17 protein-coding genes are annotated in these 16,012 nt (G+C 58.8%); 6 read left to right on the top strand and 11 right to left on the bottom strand.

From position 1 onward, the window contains the following. On the top strand, positions 1–121 hold a 121-nt coding region (locus GY791_21635), incomplete at its 5' end, for an IS630 family transposase (protein ID MCP4330995.1). 16 nt (positions 122–137) lie between these two features. Here GY791_21635 and GY791_21630 read toward each other — a convergent pair. From GY791_21630 to hspQ, 6 genes are all read right to left on the bottom strand, one after another. Continuing rightward, entirely contained in the window at positions 138–1,574 is a 1,437-nt protein-coding gene (locus tag GY791_21630; protein MCP4330994.1) for a mannose-1-phosphate guanylyltransferase/mannose-6-phosphate isomerase, read from the bottom strand. A gap of 54 nt (positions 1,575–1,628) precedes the next feature. Then, positions 1,629–2,540 (bottom strand): ABC transporter permease, encoded by a 912-nt coding sequence (locus GY791_21625; GenBank protein ID MCP4330993.1) that lies wholly within the window; start codon positions 2,538–2,540, stop codon positions 1,629–1,631. A gap of 29 nt (positions 2,541–2,569) precedes the next feature. After that, positions 2,570–3,541: an ABC transporter permease gene (locus GY791_21620; protein MCP4330992.1), complete on the bottom strand. Its 972-nt coding sequence runs from the start codon at positions 3,539–3,541 to the stop codon at positions 2,570–2,572. 122 nt (positions 3,542–3,663) lie between these two features. Continuing rightward, positions 3,664–5,322, bottom strand: a complete 1,659-nt coding sequence (locus GY791_21615; GenBank protein MCP4330991.1) for a peptide ABC transporter substrate-binding protein — start codon at positions 5,320–5,322, stop codon at positions 3,664–3,666. Between the two features lie 116 nt (positions 5,323–5,438). Further along, positions 5,439–6,146, bottom strand: a complete 708-nt coding sequence (locus GY791_21610) for an orotate phosphoribosyltransferase (GenBank protein ID MCP4330990.1) — start codon at positions 6,144–6,146, stop codon at positions 5,439–5,441. A gap of 73 nt (positions 6,147–6,219) precedes the next feature. Further along, positions 6,220–6,531, bottom strand: a complete 312-nt coding sequence (hspQ, locus tag GY791_21605; protein ID MCP4330989.1) for a heat shock protein HspQ — start codon at positions 6,529–6,531, stop codon at positions 6,220–6,222. 149 nt (positions 6,532–6,680) lie between these two features. On the opposite strand from hspQ, the gene GY791_21600 reads away from it, so the two are divergent. After that, positions 6,681–7,457, top strand: a complete 777-nt coding sequence (locus tag GY791_21600) for an enoyl-CoA hydratase/isomerase family protein (GenBank protein MCP4330988.1) — start codon at positions 6,681–6,683, stop codon at positions 7,455–7,457. A 1-nt stretch (position 7,458) separates the two neighbouring features. Then, the gene (locus tag GY791_21595; protein ID MCP4330987.1) at positions 7,459–8,691 is read left to right on the top strand and encodes a CoA transferase; all 1,233 of its coding nucleotides are present in this window, start codon (positions 7,459–7,461) and stop codon (positions 8,689–8,691) included. Here the strand turns inward: GY791_21595 and GY791_21590 are convergent. Genes GY791_21590 through GY791_21580 form a run of 3 tightly spaced genes read right to left on the bottom strand, consistent with a single transcriptional unit; the run spans position 8,671 to position 10,253 of the window. Then, the gene (locus GY791_21590; protein ID MCP4330986.1) at positions 8,671–9,117 is read right to left on the bottom strand and encodes a hypothetical protein; all 447 of its coding nucleotides are present in this window, start codon (positions 9,115–9,117) and stop codon (positions 8,671–8,673) included. The genes GY791_21595 and GY791_21590 overlap by 21 nt on opposite strands. Positions 9,118–9,153: 36 nt before the next feature. Further along, positions 9,154–9,636, bottom strand: coding sequence for a PaaI family thioesterase (locus tag GY791_21585; GenBank protein ID MCP4330985.1), 483 nt, complete (start codon positions 9,634–9,636; stop codon positions 9,154–9,156). 8 nt (positions 9,637–9,644) lie between these two features. Continuing rightward, a complete protein-coding gene (locus tag GY791_21580; protein MCP4330984.1) occupies positions 9,645–10,253 on the bottom strand; it encodes a hopanoid biosynthesis protein HpnM in 609 nt (202 codons plus the stop codon). A gap of 82 nt (positions 10,254–10,335) precedes the next feature. Here GY791_21580 and GY791_21575 point away from each other — a divergent pair, with 82 nt between their 5' ends. Continuing rightward, a complete protein-coding gene (locus GY791_21575) occupies positions 10,336–11,631 on the top strand; it encodes a glycosyltransferase (protein ID MCP4330983.1) in 1,296 nt (431 codons plus the stop codon). Here the strand turns inward: GY791_21575 and GY791_21570 are convergent. After that, entirely contained in the window at positions 11,604–12,917 is a 1,314-nt protein-coding gene (locus tag GY791_21570; GenBank protein MCP4330982.1) for a flippase-like domain-containing protein, read from the bottom strand. The two genes, GY791_21575 and GY791_21570, sit on opposite strands and share 28 nt — an antisense overlap. 138 nt (positions 12,918–13,055) lie before the next feature. Between GY791_21570 and ispH the strand changes: the two genes are divergently transcribed. After that, positions 13,056–13,997, top strand: a complete 942-nt coding sequence (ispH, locus tag GY791_21565; GenBank protein ID MCP4330981.1) for a 4-hydroxy-3-methylbut-2-enyl diphosphate reductase — start codon at positions 13,056–13,058, stop codon at positions 13,995–13,997. Positions 13,998–14,077: 80 nt separating this feature from the next. Continuing rightward, on the top strand, positions 14,078–15,244 hold the full coding sequence (gene hpnH, locus GY791_21560; GenBank protein ID MCP4330980.1) for an adenosyl-hopene transferase HpnH: 1,167 nt from the start codon (positions 14,078–14,080) through the stop codon (positions 15,242–15,244). 76 nt (positions 15,245–15,320) lie between these two features. On the opposite strand, the gene GY791_21555 is transcribed toward hpnH, so the two are convergent. Beyond that, positions 15,321–16,004 carry a hypothetical protein gene (locus GY791_21555; GenBank protein ID MCP4330979.1) on the bottom strand — a complete coding sequence of 228 codons (684 nt, stop codon included), beginning with the start codon at positions 16,002–16,004 and terminating at the stop codon, positions 15,321–15,323. Positions 16,005–16,012 lie beyond the last annotated feature (8 nt).

The raw sequence follows: 16,012 nt of genomic DNA, 5'->3' as shown, positions 1-16,012 counted from the left end.
CCGCGTCTTCAACTCATACGACGACATCGTCGACCACTGCTGTGACGCCTGGAACAAGCTCATCGATCAGCCCTGGAAAATCATGTCGATCGGACACAGGCAATGGGCACATAGGTCATGATCAACGGGATTTGGTATTAGGTCCGGCCGTAGGCGTCCTCCAAACGGACGATATCGTCTTCGCCGAGGTAATCACCCGATTGAACCTCGATCAGCTTCAGCAGCCCCGGACCCCGGTTCTCGAGGCGGTGAACGGCGCCCAACGGGATGAATGTCGACTGGTTCTTGTCAAGTTCGAAGGTCTCATCATCGCAGGTGACGATTGCCGTACCCTCGACCACGATCCAGTGCTCGGCGCGATGCGCGTGTTTCTGCAAGGAAAGCCGGCGGCCCGGGTAAACGGCGATCCGTTTGACTTGAAAGTTGGTATCGAGATCGATCCCCTGATAGTAGCCCCATGGGCGATAGACCCGACTATGTACGGACGCCTCCGGCCGCTCGTCGGTCTTCAGGCGCTCGACAATCGACTTTACATCTTGAGCCCGTTCCAGGGGGACGACGAGCACCGCATCGCCGGTCGCCACGACCGCCATATTGTCGATCCCGGTCGCCGTGACCAGCTGCCCGGACGCGTGGATGTACGAACGGGTCACACCCTGAACGATGACGTCGCCGGTCAAAACGTTTCCGTTCTCGTCCTTTGGACCGATTTGCCACAGCGACTGCCAGGAGCCAAGGTCGTTCCATCCCAAGTCTGTTTCGACGATAAAGGCGTCGTCAATGCGCTCCATGACCGCATAATCTATTGAATTTGAGGGGCTTTTTGAGAATTCGTCCGGATCGAGCCATAAGAAATCGATATCCTGCCGGGCTTCACGCAGGGCTGCACTCGTCGCTGCCGCTATCTCCGGCTCGAGTTGTGCCAACTCGCTTAGGTAGCGCTGCGCTGAAAAGAGAAAGATCCCCGCGTTCCACAGATGGTGGCCGTCGGCGACGAGTTCCTCTGCGGTTTTCCGGTCTGGCTTTTCGACAAATCGGCGAAGGTGAAAGACACCGTCGGAACCGGAGACCAACTCTCCGCGATGAAGGTATCCGTAACCGGTTTCGGCCCGATCGGGTGCAATGCCAAAAGCCACCAACCCACCGGCACGGGCCGTCGCTTCCCCGCGCGCGACCGCGTCCATCAAGTGGCCCGGCTTGTCGATCGCGTGATCCGACGGCAGGATTAGGATGACCGCATCGTTATCGGATTTCAGCGCCAACTCGGCGGCGGCGGCGGCGGCCGGCGCCGTGTTCCTGCCTTCCGGCTCGACCATGATGATCGCCTGCTCGACGCCGATTTCTCGCAATTGCTCGGCGACGATGAACCGGTGCTCATGATTGCAGACCACGATCGGCGCAGTGAAACGGTCAAAGTCCAAAACCCGCTGCGCCGTCATCTGCAAGAGGCTGTACTCGTCCAACAGCGCCAGCAGCTGTTTCGGATACAGTTCGCGGGACTGGGGCCACAGGCGCGTCCCCGCGCCACCGGAAAGAATTACCGGTTGAATCTTGTCTTGTCGGTCCGTGGTCATGGCGGGTCCAGTCTGCAAATCTTGCCGCCATTTACAATGTGAAAGGTTTGAAAGTCAGTGAATCTGGGATTTTGGATTGAACGCGTCTTGCGACCCATCACCGACGAAATTGAAGGCGATAACAGTCAGGAAGATCATTAGCCCAGGCCAGACTGCCAGACTTGGTGCGGTCCAGACCAATTCCTGCGCGTTCGTCAGCATGTTGCCCCAGCTTGGAATAGGCGGCTGGATGCCAAGCCCGAGGAAGCTCAAGACCGATTCCAGCAGGATTACGTTGCCGACCGACAACGTCGTCGCGACGATGATCGGCGATACGACATTTGGCAGGACATGGACCCACATGATGCGACGGTTGGGTGCGCCCAGGGCGGTCGCGGCTCGGACGAATTCACGCTGTCGAATGGAGAGCGAAGCGCCACGCGCCAATCGGGCAACCGTTGTCCAGCCGACCAGGGCGATCAAGACGATTATTCGATAGAGACTGGCATCCTCCGAGCTGACCCATGCCTCGGGAAGACCAAGTTTCGACAGGTCGACCGCCGCCAAAACGATCAACAAGGGCAGGAGCGGGAGCGAAATCACCCCATCGGTCAATCGCATCAGAATGTTGTCCAACCGGCCGCCATAATAGCCGGCAAACAGGCCAATCGTGGTACCAATGATCGCCGCGGCGCAGGCCGCGGTCAGACCCACGAGCAAGGATATCCTGCCGCCATAGAGCAGTCGCATGAAGAGGTCGCGCCCCAACTCATCGGTGCCAAGCGGATGGGCAAGCGAGGATCCCGCCAGTCTGTTGAAGAGATCGATATCGTCGGCACCGATACCGGTGACTGCTTCGATTGCCGGGGCGAAAATTGCCAGCATGGCCATGACGCAGAGCAAGAGAAGGCTGCTCATGGCAACCGGATTTCGCCGGAACCGGCCCAAAGCCATTCTGGCCGCCGAACGCGGTGGTCCAGATGGCATAGCCGCCACTGCGGCTTGCGTCGATCCGCTCACGGCGCGGCCTCCTGCGCACGGAAGTTTATGCGCGGGTCGAGAACCGTATAGGCGATATCGGCAAACAGATTGGCCATCAGAACGACGAAGGTGGCGAGCAGGAGTCCGACCAGGGCCAGATTGAAGTCATTGCCCATGATCGAGTCATAGATCAGCTTGCCCATGCCCAAATAGGAAAACATCGTTTCCGTTATCAATGCGCCGGAAAAAAGTGTGCCGAAATCGAGCGCTATGATGGTCACGATCGGAATCAGGGCATTAGGAAGGGCATGGTGGATGACGACACGGGCCATGTTGGCCCCTTTGGCCCAGGCGGTCCTTATGTAGTCCTGGCCCAGAGCCTCGCCCATGGCCGCGCGGGTATAGCGGGTATAGCCTCCGATACTGGCCAGCGATAGCGTCATGACCGGCAGGACCAGGTACGTCAAACGGTCAAATCCGCCGCCCATCGCGGCGTTTCCCATACCGCCCGCCGGAAGCCAGCCAAGGGTCACCGAGAACAGCATGATGAGCAAAAGTGCCAGCCAGAAGGGTGGGGTCGAGATACCGGCGAAGGCGACAAAATTGATCGCGTAATCGGCCGCGCTATCGCGCCGAATTGCGGCGATCGTTCCAATTGGCAGCGCGATCGCCAAGGTCACCGCGAAGGCCACGCCCATCAGAACCAAGGTATTGCCGAGGCGTGGCAGAAGGACGTCCATCACCGGCTTGGCGTGGAGCCGCGAATAACCGAAGTCGCCTCCAAGCGCATTTACCAGCCAGGCCAAATAGCGCTGCGAGAAGGGACGGTCGAGCCCGTATATGGCTTTCAACCGTTCGGCGTCGGCGGGTGTCAGATTGGGGTCGGCGCTGATCATGAGATCGATGGGGTCACCGGGCATCAGCCCGATCAACCCGTAGATCACAAAGGACATCGCTAGAAGAACGACAAATGCCTGAACGATTCGATGAACAAGAAATCGCATCATTGCGGAAAGAGCCTATCTGCCGAAACACCGAATTTCATCATCGGTGCTCGAAGGGCCCGATCTTGATGTCGGCGGATAGGGCAATGCAACGTATTCCAGACCCGTTGCGACTTGCCCACGACTTAGTTGTCGGCCGACCAGTGTTCGATCCAATTGGTCGTCGGATACTGATGGCCGGTGGGGATCACGCCCTTGAGCCATTTCGGCAGGATATACGGGTTGGCGCGAAAGTAGAGGGGCAATACCGGCAAATCGGTCGCGTAGAGACGCTGCAAATCGCTCCACAGAGCCCGGCGCTTGTCGCGGTCCAACTCGACCTCGATATCGTCGATCAGCCGATCCATCTCCGGATTGCTGTAGCCGGTGTAGTTTTGCCCGGCGAAATTGTTTTCCTGGCTCGGTATCTGGTCTGATTTCAGGGTCGAAAGCGGAACGTTTTCCGGGGCGCTAATCCAGGCAAACATAGCCATTCCGTTGAACTTTCGCCGCGTGACCGTTTCGCCGAAAAACACCCGCGCCGGTTCGTTTCGGATTCGGATATCGGCGCCGATCTTGCGCAATTGTCCCTGGATGACCTGCTCGACCAGCTCACGAACGCGATTTCCCGCCGTCGTCATCAGGTCGAGCCGCAGCGGTTCTCCATTGGAATTGATTCGGGTGCCATCGGGACCCGGTTTCCAGCCCGCCGCCTCCAGGAGTGCGGCCGCCTTGTCGGGATCATAATCATAAATCGGGATGTCTTCCTCGTAGACCCAGTCGAGCGGACTGACGCTCGAATGGGCGACCGGTTGTTTGCCGGCGAACAATTGCTCGCTGATCGCTTGGCGGTCGATGCCGTGCAATAGGGCGCGGCGGACGTTGGGGTCTTGAAGAATCGGATCGTCGAGGTTCAGGTCGATATGCTCGTAGACCAGACCGGCCTTGTACTGAATATCGAAATCCGCGCCATAGCGTTTCTCGAAGGCAAGCGCCTGATCGAGACTGAGCCCCAGCTCGCCGGCCACGTAGTCGACCGCGCCGGACAGTAGGTTGGCTTCCAATGCCGCTGTGTTCTCGACGACCCGCGCGACGATGCGCTGAAAATGGGGCGGATCGTCGTACCATGTTTCGTTCGGGACCAGGACGACATGGGATCCCGGTACGACCTCATCGATACGGTAGGGGCCGAAATAGAGTCCGGGATTGGTCGTATCGGTATCGTAGGCTGTCCGATTCTTGTATTCGATCGGATCAGCGAATTTCGGTCTTTCGAGATGGGCGGGGAGGATATCCAGCCCGCTCAGGTCGTTATAGTTGAAGGTCACGCGATCGACGTGAAGAACGAACGTTTTGTCGTCGACGACATCCACACCGAGGATGCGACGAAAGGCTTCGGCGTTGCTGACTCCGCTCTGCGGGTCTCGACCGACCTCCCAGGTGAAAACCATGTCGTCGGATGTGACCGGCGTGCCATCTCCCCATCTCGCGTCGGGGTGGATTTGGACGGTTAGCGCGATTCCCTGCTTGCCGTCGGGCAGTTCTTCGATCGTGGCCAATCCGTTCTCGAGCGTGGGCAATTCGGTGCAAAGAAGACAGACCAATTCCCAGTTCGCGTCATAAACGGTGACCGAGCGCCGAGTCATCGCCAGGATATAGCTCTTGGCGAGCATCGAATCGATCATCGGGTGGAAAGTGGAGGGGAACTGAGTGATACCAATGACCAAATCGTCCTTGGCGGCGCGGGCGATTCCCGTCGCGACGACTAAGATTGCGGCTGTCAAAATAAACAAACGTCTCGACATCGTCTTACCTGACCCCGTATTTCGTCTCGTCGCCGGGCTTAATGCGGATTTGAGGCGACATTGGGGCCTTTGGGGCGGGGACGGCTTGGATGGCGCGGCCCGGACAGATTTCAACGCTACTGGCTTGCACCGCCATGCGCCTCCGACCAGCGCTCGGGGTCGCGCAGGAATGATTCGACCTCTGTTAGCGTTGCCTCTGAGAATTCGCTTTTCGTTCGCGCCGCAGCCAGGACGTCCCACCATGTCGCGAGACCATGGAGCGCCACGCCGATCTCGGCCAGCCGCTCAAAGCTCGCGGGGAATATTCCGTAGTGAAAGACCACCAAGCAATGATTGACGGTGGCGCCCGCCGACCTCAGGGCCTCGCAAAAAGCGATCTTGCTTCCGGCATCGGTCGCCAGATCCTCGACCAATAGGACGCGCGTACCATCGTCGAGGTCACCCTCGATCTGCGCCATCCGGCCGAAACCCTTGGGCTTTTTGCGCACATAAACCATTGGCTTATCGGTCGCCGCGGCAATCCAAGCGGCGAACGGAATGCCAGCCGTTTCGCCGCCCGCGATCACATCGATGTCGTCGCGACCAATGTCACGGTCCAACAGCCCCACCGCCATCTTCGTAATTTCGCGTCGCTCGTCGGGAAATGAAATGATCTTGCGGCAATCGATATAGCTCGGACTGGCCCGGCCGGACGTCAATCTATAGGGGTCTTCAGGGCGAAAATTGACCGCGCCAATGTCGAGCAAGATGCGTGCCGTCGCACGCGCAACGTCGGCCGGATCCATGTAATCGATCGTGTAAGCCATGCTTTTTTTTAAGGGCATTCAAGAATTAGCGCAAACGTTTGTGCCCGCTCAGAAAGATGTGACGCGAACCAAGCGACGCAATTGGTCAAGCTCAGTTCATTCGGCGGCGGTGGTATCGGTCTCCCGCGAATGTTTCGAAGATCTCCGTGACGGCGGGGTGACGAATTGGCGCGGCACTTTCATCGGGTTCCAGGTTTCGTTCCGCAACATAGGTCGTTTGGTCGGTGTCGTGTACAAGGACGTGATACCACGGTTGATCCTTCGGCGGCTGGGTCCGTGCCATCATGGCGTACCATTCGTCGCTGAGTTGAAACCCGGGATCGGCGTCGGCAATCACACCGCGATAACCAAACAGTCGGTGCTGGATCAATTGTCCAATCTCGAATTTCGCGCTCGCCGCCATCCAATCACTCCTGTCGTCGGCAAACCTTAGCACGAGACACGGATGTCATTGCGTTCCCGATAGCGAAGCGCGCTGCGGTACCTTGTCTCGATTGCGCCAGGCGCCGCTTCTCCTTACGCTGTGCGGCTCGGAAACGGAGTGTCGCGGCCATGGCAGATGTCATACTTGTCGAGCGAAATGATGATATTGCGACGGTTGTCCTAAACCGTCCGGCAAAGATGAACGCCCTCAACAAGCCGATGTGGGCCGGCATCGGCGACGCGTTGAGGGACTTATCCAAAGACGACCAACTCCGCTGTATTGTCATCCGCGGTGCCGGCGCCACGTTTTCTCCGGGCGCGGATATTGCCGAGTTCGAATCGACCCGGGCGAATAGTTCCCAGGCGGCCGAATATGGCGAACTGATGCACCGGGCGATGTATGGAATTCGAGATTGCAGGCATCCGACGGTGGCCTTGATCGAGGGTGTATGCGTCGGTGGCGGGCTCGAGCTCGCCTCCATGGCCGATATTCGGATTTGCGGCGTGTCGAGCCGTTTCGGCGTGCCGATCAACCGCATCGGTGTCGTGATGCCGTATCCTGAGATCAGCGCGCTGATCGATCTGGTGGGCCGGGCGACCGCCCTTGAGATTGTCCTGGAAGGGCGGGTTTTTGGCGCTGACGAGGCCGAGGAGAAGGGGCTGGTGACTAGGGTCGTGCCCGACGACAAAGTCGAGGAGGAGGCCTATGGAACGGCCCGCCGAATCGCCGACGGTGCGCCCCTCGTCAATCGCTGGCATAAGGAATTCGCGCGCCGCCTAATGGATCCCCGACCGGTGACGGAGGCCGAACTGCGCGAGTCCTATGCCGCCTTCGATACCGAGGATTATCGCGCTGCCTTTCGAGCTTTTCTGCGAAAGGAACGGCCGGTCTTCAAGGGCCGCTAATATGGCCGGTCCGCTAACTGGGATGCGGGTGGTCGAGGTCGGCCACATCATGGCGGGACCGACCTGCGGATTGATGCTCGCCGATCTCGGCGCCGATGTTATCAAGGTCGAAAAGATACCCGGTGGCGACGATATTCGGCGCGCCGTGCCGCCGGCGATCGACGATGTCTCGGCGGCGTTCCTGATGATGAACCGCAACAAACGCGGTATCGCCATCGACCTCAAATCGACTTCGGGTCGCGAAATTTTCTTGCGTCTCGCCGCCGCCGCCGATGTCGTGGTCGAAAATCAGCGAACGGGCACCATGGACCGCCTCGGCATCGGCTATGAAACTCTAAAAAGTGTAAATCCGGCGTTGATCTATTGTGCGATCTCCGGATTTGGGCAAACCGGACCGTACGCGGATCGGGGCGGATTCGATCTCATAGCACAGGGCATGAGCGGCCTCATGAGCATAACCGGCGAGGGCGACGGGCGCCCACCGGTAAAGGTCGGTGCGCCGATGACCGATATCACCGCTGGGGTTCTGGCCGCGATGGGCGTTCTCGCAGCCTATACACACCGTCTCAAAACCGGTGAGGGGCAAATGATCGATACCTCGCTCTTCGAGGCGGGAATCATTCATACCTACTGGCAGTCGGCTATTTGTTTTGCGACAGGAGTTTCACCGGGACCCATGGGATCGGCCCATCCGCTTATGGCTCCTTATCAGGCCTTTGAAACCGCCGACGGGTGGGTCACCATCGGTGCCGCTAATCAAACGAATTGGAAGCGTCTTCTGGAGGTTCTGGGCGCGGAGGCCCTCGACGAGGACCCGCGCTTCGCCGAAAACGCCGGGCGGATGGAAAACTTGCCAAAACTCGTCGAACTCCTGACCGACTATTTCAGACAGCGAACGACGGCGGATTGGCTGGAGCGATTGCGCGAGGCAGGCTTGCCGGCGGGTCCTGTTCTCGACATTGGGCAAATGCACGAGGATCCCCAAACGATCGCCCGTGAAATGGTGACGAGTTCGGTTCACCGCCGGCTGGGCGAGGTGAAATCGATCGGATCGCCAGTGAAATTTACGCGTACCCCATCCGAAATCGCGCGCCCGGCGCCGGATTTTGGCGAACATACGCGGGAGGTCCTCGGCGAATTGGGTTATTCGAACGAAGAGATCGGGCATTTCGCGGCCGAGGGCGCGATTGATACCGGTCTGCCGTCTGACGGCTTAGTTTCGCCTCAGGACTGATCCGCTGCGGAGCCCGAAGGCGCCGGCCGAGCCGGCGCGGCCGAAGAGTGGCGAACTGGGGCTTATGCGCGTGCCCGGCATGTAGCGGCCGGCGTCCTGGTCGGGGATTGGACGGTAACGCCGCGCGCGGCCCTCGGCGGCACTGACCGCGCCCTGCGGCCGCAACTCCGGTCGCAACGAATCCGTATGGCCGGTAAACCGTGGTTTCCCTGTCATATCCAGCGTGCGTTGCTCGGCCGGGGAAAAGCTCGGTCGTGGTGGAACAACGGGCGTACGTATGGAGCGGTCCTCTCGATAGGGCCGGTCGATACACCGGAAGTGGTCCGATTCCGCATAGCACCCGCCGCGCACGCTGTCGGCCGGCGCCGGCGCCGTCACAATGACGCAACAGGCGAGAGCCATGAAGACAAGGGTTGTGTATTTCATCCCGCTAACTCCCATGCGACGACATGATGGCACTGGTCAGGCATCGTCGTCGCGCTCCGTCGAATCGGCGCCCGGAATCCCATCGGGCGCACCGCTGCCCCTGACATATCGATATATACCATGGCCGAGAGCGATTAGATGATCGTGTTGGTCGTGAACCTCGATGGAGGCGGCGAATAATCCACGACCGCCGCCGCGCCGCCGCGCCGTGATTGCCAAGCGTTCGTCGTGCCCGGCAGGGCGAAGGAACTCTGTTGTCAAAGAGACGGTTACGCACATACGTGTGCGGCCGGGATAGGGACAGAACGTGCCGCAATAGCCTCCGGCGGCATCGATCGCCGTCATCAATACGCCGCCGTGTACGGCACCGCGCCTGTTCATGTGGTCGTCGCGAACATCGAGTTCGACGAGAGCATAGTCGTCCCGCCATTCGACCAAACGGTAACCGACTCGCTGATTGAACGGGCTACGATCGCGAATCAGATCTTTGGAATCGGGGTGCCCTTTGTCGTCATCCACCGGCGCAACTATTCCTCTAATCCAGCAACTTTCTTATTGATCGCGGAGATCAGGCCATCGAAACCTTCTCGTTTCATGACCGAAGTAAATTCGGAGCGACGTGTTGCGAGTTCGCTGATCGATCCCTTCAAGTAGATGTCGATAATACGCCAATCTTCGCTATTTTGGCGCATCAGATAATTGATATCGACCGGATCACCCTTCGAATCGATTATGTTGGTGAGGACAAGCAAGTCGCCGCGATCGGTCTGACTTTCGCTAAGGACCTTGAATTGTTCGCCGGAATATTTGTCGAATCGGGACGCGTAGGTCGCTGCGCTTAGCCGTGTAACCGCGTCGATCAGAACGACCCGCTGATCGTCGGTCAGTTTTTTCCAGTAGCGCCCGACTGTGAATTGAGCGATATACGGCATGTTGAATGTGTCGCGAATCGCCGGTTCGAGGAGTTCAAACCGACCGCTGAAACCCAATTCATCGGCTCGGGTCCATGCGTCATGAAGGACGTCGTAATAACGCTCGATCTCACCGGATGGTGTGTCCTGTGCCAAAATGACGGCCGGATTGCTGAACCCTAGATAGGTCGCCGCGGTAACGGCGAGACACAAGTTCTTGAGCACGGATCTCCCTCCTCTAAAAACAGCGAGCGGTCGATACTATGTGTGCTCTCACTGAGTTCGGTGCAAGTTGTGAATAAGGAAAATGCCTGACCCTTCCGTCAAATCGCCGACAATCCGCGTCGGCGCCCTGGTTGATCTGCATCTGAGCGAGCTAGCTGGAGGGCATGTAAAGTGCTGGGAGCGCTTGGCGGAGGCGGCGGCGCAATTCAGCGATTATCTTGATCTAACCGTGCATTTCTCCGGCGATCGCGATGAGCGTCGGATCGTCGCGTCCAATGTTCGGTTTGTCATTCACCGGCCGGTCCTGAGCACCGCACGCGTACCATTTCTTGGTGATACGCCCGATCACACGGATTTGGCGCCACGGCACGCTGGGCTGCGCCGCCAATTGCCGAATTATGACGTTATTCACGCGACGGACGCGTATTTCGCGTTTGCCAAGACGGCCCGAGCCTATGCCCATCGGCGCGGTGTGCCGCTGGTAAGCTCGACCCACACCGACACGCCGAAATACACCAGTATCTTCACCCGTAGCATGGTCGAACGCCTCGCCGGCCCGGGATATGTCGGGCGCTACCTGCTCGACCGGCTGGAAGTTCATGAACGCGCCGCAGCCTCGATGAGTGCCGCGCTCGACAGCTATATCTCTGCGTCGACATATGTTTTGGCTTCCAGCGATGCCGATCATCGACGGGCCCTGAAATTGCTGCCGGAGTCTCGCGTCGGTCGACTCCGGCGCGGTATCGATAAGGATTATTTTCATCCGAAATGGCGCGATCGTGCGGTGATCCGCGAACGCTTCGGGATTTCTCCAGATCAGCTGCTGGTACTCTATGTCGGTCGGGTGGATGCGAGTAAGAACGCAATGGTGCTAGCGCGAGCGGTACGCCTTCTCGTCGATGAGGGGCTCCCGATCCACGCCATGTTCATTGGGCGTGGCTCCCAACGGGGCGCAGTTCGGGACGTGCTCGGCGAAAGGGCAACCTTACCGGGTCCGCTCAGTCAAGCCGATCTGCGCGTTGTCTATGCGAGCGCCGATTTGTTCGTGTTCCCGTCGACGACCGAGCTGACGCCGAATGTCGTCGTCGAAGCCAAAGCCAGTGGCCTGCCAATCATAGTTTCGTCTCGTGGCGGTTCAAATGCGATGGTTGCGCGACACCAACATGACGGCCTCTTGGTCGATGAAATCGAACCGCGGACATGGGCGGATGCAATAAAGAGCCTCGGCTGCGATGTCGAGCGTCGCCGTCAGATGGCTGAAAGAGCCCGCCAAAACGTGGAATTGACTTGGCCATCGTGGTCGGATGTGTTGCGGCAAGACCTGCTGCCGGTGTGGAACCACGTGGCGAATCAGTCTCTAGCGCTGTCGCCGGCGTGACCATAGGTACGGTTTTCCAGCAACCACCAAATTGCCAGCCCAGGAACGCCGAACAAGATCTCCCGAACTCGTCGCAGCAACGCCAGTGCCAAAGAAATTTCTGGCGATAGCCCGAGCATTGTACCGACGATCAAGAAACCGCCCTCTTGGGCGCCGAGGCCCCCGGGTATAGCGAAGGCCGCGCTTCGCACTGCCATGGTAATGGCGTTTATGATGACAGCGTCTGCAATTCCGCCAGGGTAGCCAAGGAGATTCAGACCGATCCATACCTCACCGGAGCCAATGACGAACGATGCCAGGCGAAGGGCGGCGCATGAGGCGAGGCGTGCGCGTTGGCGATAGATTGCATGCAAGGCATCATCAAGGCGCCGGGTTCCGCCAACCAAATTTGTCAGGCGGTCCGTCCCGACCAAACCTCCGATGCGGGCGGTGAGCTCGCCGGCACGGCCGATCATCCCGGCACGCTGCGCGAAGTAGAATCCAAGAATGAGAGCGAAGAAAATCAAGACGCCGACAACGATCGAGAAAATCTGGTCGTTAGCCTCGATCTTCCATACCAAGAGCGCCACGCCGATTAATGAGAAGGCCATCAGGGCAAACAGTCCCATGGTGACGTCGATTACGACCGAGGCACCGGCTTCGGCACCGCGGCAGCCTTCTTTTTGCGCCAGCCTGGCCCTGACGAATTCACCGCCGACCTGGGCCACCGGCATGAGATTGTTGACGGATTCGCTAATCCAACGGATCAGATACAGCATGCCGAAGGATGGCGCCGGGCGCTGCCGGATCAGCGTGGCCCATCCCATCGCGTCGGCGAAAAGTGGCAGCGCATGGTAGCCGACCAGCCAAACGATGCCCCACCCGGCCGAGAAAACGGCCGCGGAGATGTCTGAAAAACCGTAAACCCCGATTACGGCAACCGCCGCTGCAAGGCCGATTGCCAGCGCTATCACTTGAAACCGGTGCAAAATCCGTCTTTCGTGGCAATCAGGGTGCCGGGACCGCGGGAGCATAGACAGGTGCCATAATTGTTGTCCACCTCCCGCTGTTTCGAACCGGGCCCATTGGGCTGTCCCACGAGTGCGGGCGCATTGGCACGCCGGCGGGCCAGAGACGCGGTCCCCGACTGGCGGTTCCGTCTCGTTGCAAATCTTCGCTTGACCTTTTTGTTGCAGTGCACAATATTCCTGGCCGATGGGTTTGACGGCAAACCCGGCGAAACCGAATTTTGATGAAATTTTGCAGAAAAGTGAAGCGGTTGAAGGCTTTAGGACGCGTGATTCCATTGGTGTCTTGGCCTCATTCGTGGTAGTCACTAGACGCATAAGAATTTGATCACGTTCATTCGCGGCTGTTTCAGTCGGCCGCCGCAAGAGCAGTGACTTTTTTCCATTCCGGATCGCACGATTCGGACGGGTGAGGGGATGGTTATGCGGGTTATTCTTGCTCAGCCGAGAGGCTTTTGCGCCGGGGTCGAGCGTGCGATCGAGATCGTCGAACGCGCTATCCGCCTTTACGGACCGCCCGTTTATGTGCGCCACGAAATCGTTCACAACAAACGTGTCGTCGAGGACCTGAAGGCGAAAGGCGCCGTTTTTGTCGAGGAATTGAACGAAGTTCCGAAGGGAGCAATCACGGTCTTCAGCGCCCATGGCGTATCGCAACGGGTCGAGGATACGGCACGTGAGCGAAGCCTGCCGGTAATCGATGCAACATGCCCGTTGGTTGCCAAAGTGCACAAAGAGGGGCAACGCTACGCGGAAAAAGACTACGAAGTCGTCCTGATCGGCCACGAGGGCCATCCCGAAGTCGAAGGAACGATGGGACGGATCCCGGGAAAGGTGCATCTCGTTTCGACGCCGCAAGATGTGACGACGTTGGAGGTATCGGATCCCTCCAAGCTCTCCTACGTTACCCAGACGACATTGAGTGTCGATGACACGCGGGAGGTTATCGAGGCACTCAAAGTTCGCTTCCCGAAAATCGTCGGACCCGATGTCAAGGATATCTGCTATGCCACGCAGAATCGGCAGGCCGCGGTCCGGGAACTCGCGCGCGAGGTCGATGTCATTCTCGTTGTCGGCGCCCAGAACAGCTCGAACTCGAATCGGCTGCGCGAGATCGGTACCGAAATGGGCGTGCCAAGCTATCTCATCGATGACGCGGCGGCGCTCGACCCGGCGTGGTTGAAGGGTGCGGACGCGGTCGGGATAACGGCCGGCGCATCGGCACCAGAGGACTTGGTGCAGGAACTGATAGGACGATTGCGCGCCTTGGACACCGGTATCGATGTCGAGGTGCTCGATGGGATCCAGGAAAACGTCCAGTTCAAACTGCCCGAAGAACTTCGCGACGTAGCGATGTAGATCGGTCTTGTAGACCGGAGATTCGGTTTTCCTTTTGCCGGGCCAATTGGTTAAACGCGTTAATCTTAGTAGGTGATATTGTGGCGGTTCCTTTGATACAGCAAGTTCGTGTCGGCGCTTATATCGTCAAGCAGCATGTTTTGGGAAACAAACGTTATCCCCTCGTGCTCATGCTTGAGCCCTTGTTCCGATGCAATCTGGCTTGTCCTGGATGCGGAAAAATCGACTATCCCGACGCGATCCTCAATCGTCGCTTGAGCGTTCGGGAGTGCCTCGATGCCGTCGACGAGTGCGAAGCCCCGATCGTCTCGATTCCCGGGGGCGAGCCGCTCATTCACAAGGAAATCGACCAGATCGTCGAAGGCATCGTCGCGCGGAAGAAGTTTGTCTATTTGTGCACCAATGCCCTGTTGCTCGGGAAGAAGCTCGACCTGTTCAAGCCGAGCCAATACCTCACATTCTCCGTGCATCTCGACGGTTTGGAGGAAGAGCACGACCGTGCGGTAAACCAGAAGGGCGTGTTCGAGAAGGCGGTCAAGGCGATCAAGGCGGCGCGCGATCGGGGTTTCCGGGTCAACGTCAACACTACCGTATTTGACGGCGTCACCGCCGATGACATCGCCTCGTTTTTCGACTTCGCGAACGATCTCGGTGTGGAGGGCATTACCGTCTCGCCCGGCTATGCCTACGAACGCGCGCCGGATCAGGAGCATTTCCTGTCGCGGCAGAAGACGAAGACTTTGTTCAGGGACGTCTTCCGCAAGGGGCGCGAGCGCGACGTCAAATGGCGGTTTAGTCAGTCGTCGATGTTCCTCGATTTCTTGGCCGGCAATCAAGAATACCATTGCACTCCCTGGGGTAATCCTACTCGCAACGTGTTCGGCTGGCAGAAGCCGTGTTATCTGCTCGGCGAGGGCTATGTGCCTACCTTCAAGCAGCTCATGGAAGAAACGGCGTGGGACCAGTACGGCACGGGTAACTACGAGAAATGTGCAAATTGCATGGTCCATTGCGGCTATGAGCCCACCGCGGTCAATGACACCATTCGTCATTCGCTGAGGGCGCTCGGCGTGGCTCTTCGCGGTGTGCGCACGGAAGGGCCGATGGCACCTGAGATTTCTCTCGAAGAGCAGCGCCCGGCCGAGTACGTATTCTCTCGCCATGTCGAGAAGTTCCTCGATGAGGCTCATGCGACGGAATCGGAAGCCGAGGCGGCGTCGGGGACGGATCGAAGCCACGCAGCATAACGGCCCCCAATGGGGTCCGGCGCGCTATGCCGATGCTCCGACGATTCGTTGCGCCGATGGGTGAATATCGCGAACCTCACCCTTCCGGAGTGCGCATCGCTTCCTGAATAAGTGGCGCGGCGAGCCGCAGGGCGGCCAGTGCACGCCGCGTTCCCAAGGCCAGTTTGATGAGCGGTAACAGCTCGCTTGGGCGGGTGATCAGTGATCCCATGACCGAAAACGGCCGGGTTCTTCCATCTTCGCCAAGACCAACGATCGCCGCATCGGGAACCTGACAGTCGGCTGCATCCGCCACCGCTCGCACGACCACGAACGGCAAGCTCGAAGCGGTTGCCATTTCGGCGACGATGTCGCTCTCCATATCGACCGCGGCGGCGCCGTACTTGCGGTAGAGCTCGGCCTTTTCTTCCTTTGTCCGAATTGCCACCGCGCTGCCGATGATGGGCGCAATCTGATAGGGCAATATACCCTTGGCGTTTGCGGACAATATGGGACGGCATCGCGATTCGGTTTCGTGTCGCGCGCCACCACTTCCGATCACCGAATCGGCAATGATGAGGTCACCCGGTTCGAACCTGGGGTCTAGACCGCCGGCCAACCCGAAACTCAGCAGCGATTCTACACCTGCCCGGCACAGTTTCTGGCATGCGTCACGGGTACGGTTTCGGTCCGCGCCGGTGACTTCGATCGTTAAATTTGCGGGTTCCGCGCCGAAACAACGAGCCTCGATAACCATACCGGTGATGACACCGATATTCATGACCGATC

This window comes from Alphaproteobacteria bacterium (assembly GCA_024244705.1).
Lineage (GTDB): Bacteria > Pseudomonadota > Alphaproteobacteria > JAAEOK01 > JAAEOK01 > JAAEOK01.
This window is presented reverse-complemented; position numbering and strand designations above follow the sequence as displayed.

Coding starts and splice junctions, on each gene's coding strand:
- ispH (MCP4330981.1), top strand. CDS start 13,056: ATGGTTATGCGGGTTATTCTTGCTCAGCCGAGAGGCTTTTGCGCCGGG.
- GY791_21615 (MCP4330991.1), bottom strand. CDS start 5,322: ATGTCGAGACGTTTGTTTATTTTGACAGCCGCAATCTTAGTCGTCGCG.
- GY791_21600 (MCP4330988.1), top strand. CDS start 6,681: ATGGCAGATGTCATACTTGTCGAGCGAAATGATGATATTGCGACGGTT.
- GY791_21555 (MCP4330979.1), bottom strand. CDS start 16,004: ATGAATATCGGTGTCATCACCGGTATGGTTATCGAGGCTCGTTGTTTC.
- GY791_21590 (MCP4330986.1), bottom strand. CDS start 9,117: ATGAAATACACAACCCTTGTCTTCATGGCTCTCGCCTGTTGCGTCATT.
- GY791_21625 (MCP4330993.1), bottom strand. CDS start 2,540: ATGCCATCTGGACCACCGCGTTCGGCGGCCAGAATGGCTTTGGGCCGG.
- GY791_21620 (MCP4330992.1), bottom strand. CDS start 3,541: ATGATGCGATTTCTTGTTCATCGAATCGTTCAGGCATTTGTCGTTCTT.
- GY791_21595 (MCP4330987.1), top strand. CDS start 7,459: ATGGCCGGTCCGCTAACTGGGATGCGGGTGGTCGAGGTCGGCCACATC.
- hspQ (MCP4330989.1), bottom strand. CDS start 6,531: ATGGCGGCGAGCGCGAAATTCGAGATTGGACAATTGATCCAGCACCGA.
- GY791_21570 (MCP4330982.1), bottom strand. CDS start 12,917: ATGGAATCACGCGTCCTAAAGCCTTCAACCGCTTCACTTTTCTGCAAA.
- GY791_21630 (MCP4330994.1), bottom strand. CDS start 1,574: ATGACCACGGACCGACAAGACAAGATTCAACCGGTAATTCTTTCCGGT.
- GY791_21610 (MCP4330990.1), bottom strand. CDS start 6,146: ATGCCCTTAAAAAAAAGCATGGCTTACACGATCGATTACATGGATCCG.
- GY791_21575 (MCP4330983.1), top strand. CDS start 10,336: ATGCCTGACCCTTCCGTCAAATCGCCGACAATCCGCGTCGGCGCCCTG.